General features: G+C 65.9%; 11 protein-coding genes. 7 read left to right on the top strand and 4 right to left on the bottom strand.

Annotated elements, in window-relative coordinates:
- Positions 1–120: 120 nt before the first annotated feature.
- The gene (locus QMX85_RS09225; RefSeq protein WP_282340108.1) at positions 121–486 is read left to right on the top strand and encodes a cupin domain-containing protein; all 366 of its coding nucleotides are present in this window, start codon (positions 121–123) and stop codon (positions 484–486) included.
- Between the two features lie 97 nt (positions 487–583).
- Here the strand turns inward: QMX85_RS09225 and rpmG are convergent, their stop codons facing one another.
- Both rpmG and rpmB read right to left on the bottom strand, forming a co-directional pair.
- Entirely contained in the window at positions 584–739 is a 156-nt protein-coding gene (rpmG, locus tag QMX85_RS09220; RefSeq protein WP_003284185.1) for a 50S ribosomal protein L33, read from the bottom strand.
- A gap of 26 nt (positions 740–765) precedes the next feature.
- The gene (gene rpmB, locus QMX85_RS09215; RefSeq protein ID WP_090224368.1) at positions 766–1002 is read right to left on the bottom strand and encodes a 50S ribosomal protein L28; all 237 of its coding nucleotides are present in this window, start codon (positions 1000–1002) and stop codon (positions 766–768) included.
- A 338-nt stretch (positions 1003–1340) separates the two neighbouring features.
- Here rpmB and QMX85_RS09210 point away from each other — a divergent pair, with 338 nt between their 5' ends.
- The gene (locus tag QMX85_RS09210; protein WP_282340064.1) at positions 1341–2918 is read left to right on the top strand and encodes an ABC transporter substrate-binding protein; all 1578 of its coding nucleotides are present in this window, start codon (positions 1341–1343) and stop codon (positions 2916–2918) included.
- A gap of 10 nt (positions 2919–2928) precedes the next feature.
- Here QMX85_RS09210 and QMX85_RS09205 read toward each other — a convergent pair whose 3' ends face one another.
- The gene (locus tag QMX85_RS09205) at positions 2929–3843 is read right to left on the bottom strand and encodes a D-hexose-6-phosphate mutarotase (RefSeq protein WP_282340062.1); all 915 of its coding nucleotides are present in this window, start codon (positions 3841–3843) and stop codon (positions 2929–2931) included.
- A gap of 91 nt (positions 3844–3934) precedes the next feature.
- Positions 3935–4336 carry an acyl-CoA thioesterase gene (locus QMX85_RS09200; RefSeq protein WP_090224374.1) on the bottom strand — a complete coding sequence of 134 codons (402 nt, stop codon included), beginning with the start codon at positions 4334–4336 and terminating at the stop codon, positions 3935–3937.
- 328 nt (positions 4337–4664) lie between these two features.
- Between QMX85_RS09200 and QMX85_RS09195 the strand changes: the two genes are divergently transcribed.
- The 5 genes from QMX85_RS09195 (at position 4665) to pstB (ending at position 12277) form a co-directional block, all read left to right on the top strand.
- Entirely contained in the window at positions 4665–5972 is a 1308-nt protein-coding gene (locus QMX85_RS09195) for an MFS transporter (protein ID WP_273234085.1), read from the top strand.
- 149 nt (positions 5973–6121) lie between these two features.
- Positions 6122–7090 carry a phosphate ABC transporter substrate-binding protein PstS family protein gene (locus tag QMX85_RS09190; RefSeq protein WP_282340059.1) on the top strand — a complete coding sequence of 323 codons (969 nt, stop codon included), beginning with the start codon at positions 6122–6124 and terminating at the stop codon, positions 7088–7090.
- A 170-nt stretch (positions 7091–7260) separates the two neighbouring features.
- Positions 7261–9543 (top strand): ABC transporter permease subunit, encoded by a 2283-nt coding sequence (locus QMX85_RS09185; protein WP_282340058.1) that lies wholly within the window; start codon positions 7261–7263, stop codon positions 9541–9543.
- 114 nt (positions 9544–9657) lie between these two features.
- On the top strand, positions 9658–11379 hold the full coding sequence (gene pstA, locus QMX85_RS09180; protein ID WP_282340056.1) for a phosphate ABC transporter permease PstA: 1722 nt from the start codon (positions 9658–9660) through the stop codon (positions 11377–11379).
- A 64-nt stretch (positions 11380–11443) separates the two neighbouring features.
- Positions 11444–12277 carry a phosphate ABC transporter ATP-binding protein PstB gene (gene pstB / locus QMX85_RS09175; protein ID WP_282340054.1) on the top strand — a complete coding sequence of 278 codons (834 nt, stop codon included), beginning with the start codon at positions 11444–11446 and terminating at the stop codon, positions 12275–12277.
- The last annotated feature ends 52 nt before the right edge of the window (positions 12278–12329 follow it).

Below are 12329 nucleotides of genomic sequence, written 5' to 3'. Positions count from 1 at the left end.
CCACCCTAAACCACAGGCGCCGCGGTTTTCAATATTTTTTACAGCGCAGGGCAAAAGCTCTTCTCATGTTCGTTTTATTAAACATAAACTCGGAACTTTCCCGTTTTCGAGCTTCCAGGCATGTCCATCGAACAGATCGTCGACCTCGCGCATTCCACGGCTGCCCTCGAGCAGTACCGCCCGGCTGCGGAAAAAATCCTTTCCGGCGATCCCGCGCAACGCGTGTGCAACGCCTTCGCCAGCCCCTGCGGGCAATTCAACGTCGGCTTCTGGGAGGGCGAGCCCGGCCACTGGACGGTGAACTACAGCGAGCACGAGTACTGCGAGATTCTCGAGGGCGTCTCGGTGCTTCACGCTGCCGACGGCGGCAGCCGCACCGTGCGCGCCGGCGACCGTTTCGTCATCCCGGCCGGCTTTCAGGGGAGTTGGGAAGTCGTCGAACGGTGCCGCAAGGTCTACGTGATCTTCGAGCAGGCGACCCGCTGAGCGCGCGCGGGCTGGCGCGTCCGAACAGGCCCCAGGTTTCCTGCAGGCAAGAAAAAGCCCGCCAATCGGCGGGCTTCTTCCATCAAGGGCCGATCAATTACTTGATCTTGGCTTCCTTGTAGATCACGTGCTTACGAACGACCGGATCGAATTTCTTGATTTCGATCTTGTCGGGCGTAGTGCGCTTGTTTTTGTCGGTGGTGTAGAAGTGGCCGGTACCGGCGCTGGACACCAAACGGATCAGATCACGCATGTTGCTCTCCTAGAAAGACCGAAGCCTTAGAACTTTTCGCCACGGGCGCGGAGTTCGACCAGAATGGCGTCGATACCGCGTTTGTCGATGATACGCATACCCTTGGCAGAAACGCGCAGACGCACGAAACGTTTCTCGGTCTCGACCCAGAAACGGTGATGCTGCAGGTTCGGCAGGAAACGACGACGGGTTTTGTTGTTTGCGTGGGAAATGTTATTCCCGGTTACCGGACCCTTACCGGTAACTTGACAGACTCTCGACATGACTCAGCCCTCTGTAACCACATGCCCAACCCGGCATGGGTTGGCCGCTTGATCTCTCTGATTCGGCGCTTGGCGCCACGTTTCTTCGGGGTCTTACTGGCTGCGCCTTCGTGGGAAGGAACCAGGCCCCTAGAAAAGAGCGCTGCTTTATACCAGAACACCCCTACCCTCGCAAGGCGAAACATGCCATCGCCGAAGCGGGCGCCCGCGGCGCTACCGGCGCGCAGTGTGGGCGGCGGGGCTGTGCGGCGCACTACCGTCCGTCGCCGCAAAGCCGTTGTTCCGCCGCAGTGCATGGTCTACGGTAAGCCCCCCGCGCCAGTCCACAGGAGTTCGCCGTGCGCCGCGCCATTCTATCCCTGCTGTTCTGCCCGTTGCTGGCGAACGCCGCCATCCTCGCCGTGTGCACCGAAGCCAGTCCGGACGGCTTCGACGTGGTCCAGTACAACTCGCTGACCACCACCAACGCCTCGGCCGACGTGCTGATGAACCGCCTGGTGGAGTTCGATGCCGAGAAAGGCACCCTGGTGCCGAGCCTGGCGACGCGCTGGGAGGTTTCCGCCGACGGCCTGAGCTACCGTTTCACGCTGCGCGACGACGTGAAGTTCCACAGCACCGACTACTTCACCCCGAGCCGCACGCTGAACGCCAGCGACGTGCTGTTCAGTTTCCGCCGCATGCTCGACCCCGAAAATCCCTGGTACAAGACCGCGCCGGCCGGCTACCCGCACGCCCAGTCGATGCAGTGGCCGAGCCTGGTGGAACGCATCGAGTCCAGCGACCCGCACAGCGTGACGATCGTCCTCAAGCACCCGGACGCGACCTTCCTCGCCACCCTGAGCATGGGTTTCGCCTCCATCTATTCCGCCGAATACGCCGCCCAGCTGATGGCCGCCGGTACGCCGGAGAAGCTCAACAGCCAGCCGATCGGCAGCGGCCCGTTCATCCTCAAGCGCTACCAGAAGGATTCGGCGGTGCGCTACATCGCCAACCCGGACTACTTCGCCGGCAAGCCGGTGGTCGATGCGCTGATCTTCGCCATCACCCCGGACGCCAACGTGCGCCTGCAGCGCCTGCGCCGCAACGAGTGCCAGATCGCCCTGTCGCCGAAACCGCAGGACGTGCGCGAGGCGCAGGCCGACGCCAAGCTGAAGGTGATCGAGACGCCCGCCTTCATGACCGCCTTCGTCGCGTTGAACAGCCAGCATCCGCCGCTGGACCAGGCCAAGGTGCGCCAGGCGATCAACCTGGCGTTCGACCGGCAGAACTACCTGAAGGTGGTCTTCGAGGGCAGCGCGACGGCCGCCAGCGGCCCCTATCCGCCGAACACCTGGAGCTACGCCAAGGACCTGCCGGGCTATGCCTACGATCCCCTGCAGGCTCGCCAGCTGCTGGCCGAGGCCGGCCTGGACAACGGTTTCAAGACGACGATCTGGACCCGCCCCTCCGGCAGCCTGCTCAACCCGAACCCCGGTCTCGGCGCGCAGATGCTCCAGGCCGACCTGGCCAAGGTCGGCATCCAGGCCGAGATCCGCACGCTGGAATGGGGCGAGCTGATCCGCCGCGCCAAGGCCGGCGAGCACGATCTGCTGTTCATGGGCTGGGCTGGCGACAACGGCGATCCGGACAACTTCCTCACTCCGCAGTTTTCCTGCGCGTCGGTGCAATCCGGGCTCAACTTCGCGCGCTATTGCGATCCGCGCCTGGACGGGCTGATCGGCGACGGCAAGCGCACCTCCGAGCAGGCCAGGCGCAGCGCGCTGTACCAGCAGGCGCAGCAACTGATCCAGGAGCAGGCGCTGTGGCTGCCGCTGGCGCACCCGACTGCCAGCGCGCTGGTGCGCGCCGATGTCGAGGGTTACCGGGTCAGCCCGTTCGGGCGGCAGAACTTCGCGAACGTCAAAGGCGGGCGCTGAGCGGCGCTGGTCAGAGCGCTTCGGCGCGGATCGAGACGCCCATCTCGTGGGTCGCCTCCGGTGCCAGGACGATGCAGTCGTCCATGACGTTGGCGGTTTCGATGCAGAGCATCCGCTGCCAGGCGTCGTCGGCGAACTGCGAGAGCCGTGCGGCCTTGTCGATCCACGGGTTCCACAGCACGGCCGAATCCGACCCGCTGGCCTGCAGCACGATGCGCCGCTGCCAGGCCGGATCGACGATGCTCAGTGTCGGCGGCAGGTCCAGGTAGATGCGGTCGGTCTCACCAGTGAAGCGCAGCACGCCCTCCTGGCGGCGCTCCTGCCAGTTCTCCAGCGTCTCGATGTAGCGGCGCCCTTCGAGCCCCTCGACGCTGACCTGATGAATGTCGCCGACCGCGAAGTAGCTGTGCAGCGCCTGGCTGAACGCCACCGGCTCGCGACCCAGATTGGTGGTGCTCAGGCTGATGCCCAGGCGCGTGTCGAGGCGAACGGCGAGCTTCAGCTCCAGGGCATGCGGCCAGCCGGGCAGGCCGTCCTCGGCGGCGTCGAGGATGAATTCGATGGACACGCCACCGTCCTCGTCGGCGATGTTCAGCAACTGCCAGTCACGCGCGCGCACTTCGCCATGCGCCGGTGCCGGCGTGTCGGCCTGGCGCATCGCCTGCACTTCGGCGGGGTTGCGCACCAGGTCGCCGAACCACGGCCAGCACACCGGCACACCGCCACGCACCGACTGTCCGCGGACGAACGCGGCATCCTCGCTGAGCCAGATCAGCGGGCGTCCGCCGGCCGGGGTGTAGGCGAGCACCTGGGCGCCCTGTTCGGCGATCAGCAGCTCGGCGCCGTCGGCGCCGCGAATCTGCCAGCAGGCGAGGTCGCCACGGTCGATGCGTTCGATGTGTGCGCTGCGGGAGGCCAGGGCCATGCGGGGATCTCCGAAAAAACGTCGCCGGGGTGGCGGACACGCCGCGGCACCGACGCGAGGGGCGACGGCGCGCGGCAGGTGAAGAAAGCGCTCAGCGGCGCGGCGGTACCGGGCGGGTGCGCCCGCTGCCGTCGATGGCGACGAAGACGAACACCGCCTCGGTGACCTTGCGCCATTCGCTGGACAGCGGGTCGTCGCTCCACACCTCGACCAGCATCTGGATCGAGCTGCGCCCGACTTCCAGGGCCTCGGTATAAAAGGAAAGCTGCGCGCCGACGGCCACCGGAACCAGGAACGCCATGCGGTCGATGGCTACGGTGGCGACACGGCCGCCGGCGACTTTGCTCGCCATGGCGGTGCCGGCGAGGTCCATCTGCGCGACCAGCCAGCCGCCGAAGATGTCGCCGAAACCGTTGGTTTCGCGCGGTAGAGCGGTTATCTGCAAGGCCAGGTCACCCTGGGGGGTGAGGTTTTCTTCTTCGATCTCGATCATTGCCTGGAAGCCTCAGCCTCTCAATTTATTGGAATTGGAGAGACGCGGTTTAAGTGGGGAATTCCGCAAAGACCCCGTCGGATCACGACGACGCGGTTATGTGCCGCTCGCCGGACGGACGATCTTTGCGCAATGCCCCCGGCGACGCGCGTCGTGACGGGCGGCGCTGCCGTGCCGGCAGTATATCGGCGGATGCGTCGAGCGACGACCGCAGGGTTCCGCTTTTCGCGAGGCTCCCCGCAAAAGCTGTGTCGATGTGTCGCAATTTGCTAGAGTCCGCGGCTGCGGCGGCTCAACGCCGCGGCCCTCCACGAGAAACAACACCGCCATGCATGCCCTGCCTACCGGTTCCGCGCCGGTGACGCGCCCGTTGACCCGCAACGACTACAAGACGCTCGCCCTCTCCGCCCTTGGCGGCGCGCTGGAATTCTACGATTTCATCATTTTCGTGTTCTTCGCCACCGTGGTCGGCAAATTGTTCTTCCCCGTCGACATGCCCGAGTGGCTGCGCCTGCTGCAGACCTTCGGCATCTTCGCCGCCGGCTACCTGGCGCGCCCGCTGGGCGGCATCGTCATGGCGCACTTCGGCGACCTGCTCGGGCGCAAGCGCATGTTCACCCTGAGCATCTTCCTGATGGCGGTGCCGACGCTGCTGATGGGCCTGCTGCCGACCTACGCGCAGATCGGCATCCTCGCGCCGCTGGCGCTGCTCCTGCTGCGGGTGATCCAGGGCGCGGCGATCGGCGGCGAAGTGCCGGGCGCCTGGGTGTTCGTCGCCGAACACGTGCCGCGGCGCAACGTCGGCTACGCCTGCGGCACCCTGACCTCGGGGCTGACCGCGGGCATCCTGCTCGGCTCGCTGATGGCGACGCTGATCAACAGCCTCTACAGCGCCGAGGACATCGCCGCCTGGGCCTGGCGCGTGCCCTTCGTCATCGGCGGCGTGTTCGGCCTGTTCTCGGTCTACCTGCGCCGCTGGCTGCACGAAACCCCGGTGTTCGCCGAATTGCAGCAACGCAAGGCGCTGGCCGACGAACTGCCGCTGAAGACCGTGCTGCGCGGCCATCGCCGCGCGGTGGCGATCTCCATGCTGCTGACCTGGGTGCTTTCCGCCGGCATCGTGGTGGTGATCCTGATGACCCCCAGCGTGCTGCAGAGCGCCTACGGCTTCGACGCCGCGCAGGCGCTGAAGGCCAACAGCCTGGCCATCGTCATGCTCAGCCTCGGTTGCATCGCTGCCGGCGCGCTGGCCGACCGCGTCGGCGCCGGGAAAGTGTTCGTCGTCGGCAGCCTGCTACTGGCCGCCAGTTCCTGGACCTTCTACAGCCAGCTGCACGCCCACCCGGACCTGCTGTTCCCGCTCTACGCGCTGACCGGCCTGTGCGTCGGCACCATCGGCGCCGTGCCTTTCGTGATGGTCAACGCCTTCCCCGCCGCCGTCCGCTTCACCGGGCTGTCGTTCTCCTACAATCTGGCCTACGCGATCTTCGGCGGGCTGACGCCGATGAGCGTCGCGCTGTTGCTCAAATACAGCCCGCTCGGCCCGGCCTACTACGTGCTGGCGCTGTGCGGCCTGGGCCTGGCGCTGGGTCTCTACCTGCTCGACGCCGAGCGCTGGCAAGCCACCCCGCACTGACCGCCACGCGCCATTCCGAGGCCCGCCCCGCGCGGGCCTCGGCATTTCTGTGGTCGTCATTCAATTGTCATAAACCTTTCATAGAGTGTTCATACGGCCTGCCGATACTGGCCCCCGTTCGACCCACACTGGAATGCTAGGAGCAAGGCATGAAACTGAATCGTCTAATGGCGGCCCTGACCTTCGTCGCCGCTGGCGTAGGCACCGCAAGCGCGTTCGCCGCGATCGACCCGGCGCTGCCCACCTATGAGAAAACCTCCGGAGTGTCCGGCAACCTGTCCAGCGTCGGTTCCGACACCCTGGCCAACCTGATGACCCTGTGGGCCGAGAACTACAAGAAGTTCTACCCCAACGTGAACATCCAGATTCAGGCCGCCGGTTCCTCCACCGCGCCGCCGGCACTCACCGAAGGCACCTCCAACCTTGGCCCGATGAGTCGCCAGATGAAGGACGCCGAGATCCAGGCCTTCGAAGAGAAGTACGGCTACAAGCCGACCGCCGTTCCGGTCGCGATCGATGCCCTGGCCGTGTTCGTGCACAAGGACAACCCGATCAAGCAGCTGACCATGCAGCAGGTCGATGCGATCTTCTCCAGCACCCGCCTGTGCGGCGAGCCGAAAGAAATCAAGACCTGGGGCGAAACCGGGCTGACCGGCGAATGGGCGAACAAGCCGATCCAGCTGTTCGGTCGCAACTCGGTATCCGGCACCTACGGTTACTTCAAGGAAGAAGCGCTGTGCAAAGGCGACTTCAAGTCCAACGTCAACGAGCAGCCGGGTTCGGCCTCGGTGGTGCAGTCGATCTCCAGCACCCTGAACGCCATCGGTTACTCGGGCATCGGATACAAGACCTCCAGCGTCCGCGCCGTTCCCCTGGTCAACAAGAAGGGTGAGCTGGAAGAAGCCAACGAAACCAACGCCCTGTCCGGCAAGTACCCGCTGGCGCGCTTCCTCTACGTCTACGTGAACAAGGCGCCGAACAAGCCCCTCGCGCCGCTGGAAGCGCAGTTCGTCAAGATGGTCCTGTCCAAGCAGGGTCAGGAAGTGGTCGTGAAGGACGGCTACATCCCGCTGCCGGCCAAGGTGGTCGAGAAAGCCCTGAAGGACGCCGGCCTGTAACGGGCGCGCGGCGCCCGCAAGGCGCCCGTCGTGCCTGACGAAGCCCGCTGCTCCCCTGGGGCGGCGGGCATCGTCATGTCAGCACCCTGTCATCTATCTGTCACAGAAGACAGATAGATTGAAGACCCCCGCAACAAGCGGCCCTGCTCGCAGCGCCCCGAGAATTCCTCATGAATGACCTGGCCAACAACAGCATGAGCGCCCAATCGAACGGCCTGAGGCTGGATTTCAACACCCCCGCCCAGCAACGCAAACGGCGCGTTCGCGCGTTCAAGGACCGGCTCACCCGCTGGTACGTGTCGATCGGTGGCCTGGCCGTACTCGGCGCCATCACGCTGATCTTCTTCTACCTCGCCCATGTGGTGCTGCCGATCTTCGCCGGCGCCGAGCTGAAGCCGCTCAAAGCGCAGCAGCCCGCCTGGCTGGCGGCGCAGAACGACGCGCTGCTGCTCGCCGTGGAAGAGCAGAACAAGGTGGCGATGCGCCTCGATCGCGCCGGCCAGGTGCAGTTCTTCACCCTCAAGGACAGCACGCCGCTGAACCGCGTGCAGCTGCCGCTGCCGGCGGGCGCCAGCATCACCTCGGTGAGCCAGGACCAGCCCGGCAGCCACCGTGTGCTGCTCGGCCTGTCCACCGGCCAGGTGCTGGTGTTCACCCACACCTACCCGGTGACCTACCCGGACAACGTCAAGACCATCACGCCGACGCTGCAGTACCCGTTCGGCGAGGCGCCGATCGTGCTCGACCCGCAGGGCCGCGCGCTGGAGCATGTGGCGCTCAGCGAGAACGGCGACACGTTGATGCTCGCCGGCTCCACCGGCGCCGAACTGAGCCTGCTGTCGATCAGCCGCGAAGAGAACCTGATGACCGGCGAGGTCAGCCAGGACGAGACGCGCATCGCCCTGCCGCAGATCGCCGAGCCGATCAAGGCGCTGGTCATCGACCCGCGCCAGCAATGGCTCTACGTGATAAACGGCAAGGCCACCGCCGACGTCTTCGACCTGCGCAGCAAGAGCCTCAACGGCCGCTACGCGATGCTCAAGGGCGACGCCGAAGTCAGCACCCTCAGCCCGCTGCTCGGCGGTACCTCGCTGCTGGTCGGCGACAGCAAGGGCGGCATCGCCCAGTGGTTCATGGTCCGCGACGGCGACGGCAAGTCGGTGCTGACGCACATCCGCGACTTCAGCCTCGGTGAAAAACCGATCACCCAGATCGTCCCCGAGGAACGTCGCAAGGGCTTCATGGCGCTGGACGCCGACGGCATGCTCGGGATTTTCCACAGCACCGCGCACCGCACCCTGCTGGTCGAGCGGGTCGCCGACGGCCAGGCCCACGCCGCGCTGTCGCCGCGCGCTTCGCGCCTGCTGGTGGAGTCCAACGGACAACTGCAACGCTTCGTGGTCGACAACCCGCACCCGGAAGTGTCCTGGAGCGCGCTGTGGAGCAAGGTCTGGTACGAGAACTACGACGAGCCGCGCTACGTCTGGCAGTCGACCTCGGCCAACAGTGATTTCGAGCCCAAGCTGAGCCTCGCCCCGCTGACCTTCGGCACCCTGAAGGCGGCGTTCTACGCGATGATCCTCGCCGCCCCGCTGGCGATCTGCGCAGCCATCTACACCGCCTACTTCATGGCCCCGGCGATGCGCCGCAAGGTCAAGCCGGTGATCGAGCTGATGGAAGCGCTGCCGACGGTGATCCTCGGCTTCTTCGCCGGGCTGTTCCTCGCGCCCTATGTCGAAGGGCACCTGCCGGGCATCTTCAGCCTGCTGTTGCTGACGCCGGTCGGCGTCCTCCTCGCCGCCTACCTGTGGAGCCGCCTGCCGGAGAAAGTCCGCCTGGCGATTCCCGATGGCTGGGAAGCGGCGCTGCTGATCCCGGTGATCCTCGGCGTCGGCGCGTTGTCGCTGGGCATGAGCGGGCATATGGAGAACTGGCTGTTCGGCGGCGACATGCGGCACTGGCTGTCCAACGACCTCGGCATCGCCTTCGACCAGCGCAACGCCCTGGTGGTCGGCCTGGCGATGGGCTTCGCAGTGATCCCGAACATCTTCTCGATCGCCGAGGACGCCGTGTTCAGCGTGCCGAAAAGCCTCACCTTCGGCTCTCTGGCTCTCGGCGCGACGCCCTGGCAAACCATGACCCGCGTGGTGATCCTCACCGCCAGCCCGGGGATCTTCTCGGCGTTGATGATCGGCCTCGGCCGCGCGGTGGGCGAGACCATGATCGTGCTGATGGCCACCGGCAACACGCCGATCATGGACATGAACATCTTCGAGGGCCTGCGCACCCTGGCGGCCAACACCGCGGTGGAAATGCCCGAATCCGAAGTGGGCAGCTCGCATTACCGGGTGCTGTTCCTCGCCGCGCTGGTGCTGCTGAGCTTCACCTTCGTGATGAACACCCTGGCGGAAGTGATCCGTACCCGCCTGCGCAAGAAATACGCCTCGCTATAGATACACGGCCGGCCACGCCGGCCCGCTGATGGCCCTCGCCCCTCGGGGAGAGGGTGCCCCCGCAGGGCGGGAGAAGGTGCTCAGACCCGCAGGGTGCTGGCTTCTCCCCGATGAATGCACTGCACGGCGCGACGTCGCCGGGCGAAACGAACGAAGGTACGAGCGGTGAAACAGCAAACCCTGAAATCCTGGTTCAAGAGCGGCTCGCCCTGGGTCTGGATGACCGCCAGCGGCGTGTCCATCGCGGTGATCATGACCGTCGGCCTGCTGGCGGTGATCGCCACCCGCGGCCTGGCCAACTTCTGGCCGGCGGATGTGCTGGAGGCCGATTACCAGGTGCCCGGCACGCCAGCCAAGGTGATGGCCGGCGAGCTGGTCCAGGCCGAGGAGGTGCCGCGCGCGCGCCTGGCCGGCGCCGGCCTGCCGGTGGACGTGAACGGCGGCGAGTTCATGACCCGCGAGCTGTTCAAGGTCGGCAACCGCGAGGTGTATGGCGCCGACTTCACCTGGGTGGTCGCCGAATGGACCAGCAACCTGCGCACGCCGCAGAACCTGATGGTCATGGAGCGCCGCGAGTGGGGCAACTTCTACGGCTACCTGGTCAACGTGAAGGAAAACGGCCAGGTGATCGCCGAGGGTGACGACGCCTGGGCCGCGATGCAGCAGCGCATCGGCCGCGTCGACGCGCTCTACGGGCAGATCTCCAAGCTGGAAAAACGCGACATCGGGCGCATCAACGCCGGCCTCGAGCGCCTGCGCCTGAAAACCCGCAAGCTGGAGATGAACGGCCAGCTGGACGCCGCCGGGCAGGCCGATCTGGACGCCGAGCGCGCGCAGTGGGGTGCCGAGTACAAGGTCCTCGAAGGTCAGCTCAACGACCTGCACCAGCAGTTCGACCGCGACAGCGTGACGGTGCGCACCGTCGACGGCCAGGAGCAGGAGATGAGCCTGGGCAAGGTGGTCCGCGCCTACCGGCCGAACACCATGGGCACCGGCGCCAAGCTCGGCTTCTACTTCGCCAAGCTGTGGGAATTCCTCAGCGACGAGCCACGCGAGGCGAACACCGAGGGCGGCATTTTCCCGGCCATCTTCGGCACCGTGATGATGACCCTGATAATGGCCGTGATCGTCACCCCGTTCGGCGTGCTGGCGGCCATCTACCTGCGCGAGTACGCCAAGCAGGGGCCGCTGACGCGGGTCATCCGCATCGCCGTGAACAACCTCGCCGGGGTTCCGGCGATCGTCTACGGCGTATTCGGCCTGGGCTTCTTCGTCTACGTGCTGGGCGGCTCGATCGACCGGCTGTTCTTCGCCGAGGCCCTGCCGGCGCCGACCTTCGGCACGCCGGGGCTGATGTGGGCGTCGCTGACCCTAGCGATCCTCGCCGTGCCGGTAGTGATCGTCGCCACCGAGGAAGGCCTGGCGCGCATCCCGCGGGCCCTGCGCGAGGGCTCCCTGGCGCTCGGCGCGACCAAGGCGGAAACCCTCTGGAAGGTCGTGTTGCCGATGGCCAGCCCGGCGATGATGACCGGCCTGATCCTCGCCGTGGCCCGCGCCGCCGGCGAAGTCGCCCCACTGATGCTGGTCGGCGTGGTCAAGCTGGCGCCGGCGCTGCCACTAGACGGCAACTACCCGTACCTGCACCTTGACCAGAAGATCATGCACCTGGGCTTCCACATCTACGACGTCGGCTTCCAGAGCCCCAACGTCGAGGCCGCTCGACCGCTGGTGTACGCCACCGCGCTCCTGCTGGTGCTGGTGATCGCCCTGCTCAACCTGAGCGCGGTGTTCATCCGCAACCACCTGCGCGAGAAGTACAAGGCGCTGGACCACTGAATGAATTGCGCCGGGCGCGCGCCGCGCGGCCGGCTAACCGAATTGTTAGCGTAGGGAGCACCCCATGCAGCACGAAACGCATACCCACGGCATCGACATCAAGGCCCTCGGCCGCGAAAAGCAGAGCCTGCACCTGGCGGACGAGACCGTCGCCCTTGAAGTGCCTGGGCTGAACCTGTTCTACGGCGACAAGCAGGCGCTGTTCGACGTCAGCATGAACATTCCCAAGCAGCGCGTGACGGCCTTCATCGGCCCGTCCGGCTGCGGCAAGTCGACCCTGCTGCGCACCTTCAACCGGATGAACGATCTGGTCGATGGCTGCCGCGTCGACGGCGAGATCCTCCTCGACGGCCAGAACATCTACCGCAAGGGCGTGGAAGTCGCCGAGCTGCGCCGCCGCGTCGGCATGGTTTTCCAGAAGCCCAACCCGTTCCCCAAGAGCATCTACGAGAACGTCGTCTACGGCCTGCGCATCCAGGGCATCAACCAGAAGCGCGTGCTCGACGAAGCGGTGGAATGGTCGCTGAAGAGCGCCGCGCTGTGGGACGAGGTGAAGGACCGCCTGCACGACTCCGCCCTCGGCCTCTCCGGCGGCCAGCAACAGCGTCTGGTGATCGCCCGCACGGTGGCGGTGCAGCCCGAAGTGCTGCTGCTCGACGAACCCTGCTCGGCGCTCGACCCAATCTCGACGCTGAAGGTCGAGGAGCTGATCTACGAGCTGAAGAGCAAGTACACCATCGTCATCGTCACCCACAACATGCAGCAGGCGGCACGGGTTTCCGACTACACGGCGTTCATGTACATGGGCAAGCTTATCGAGTTCGGCGACACCGACACGCTGTTCACCAACCCGACGAAGAAGCAGACCGAAGACTACATCACCGGCCGCTACGGCTAGGGACTCGTGCCGTAGGGTGCGCCGCGCGCACCGACTCGCCACTGGTGCGCGC

This window comes from Pseudomonas sp. PS02288 (genome assembly GCF_029959715.1).
In the GTDB taxonomy this organism is placed as follows: Bacteria; Pseudomonadota; Gammaproteobacteria; order Pseudomonadales; family Pseudomonadaceae; genus Pseudomonas_O; species Pseudomonas_O kuykendallii.
This window is presented reverse-complemented; position numbering and strand designations above follow the sequence as displayed.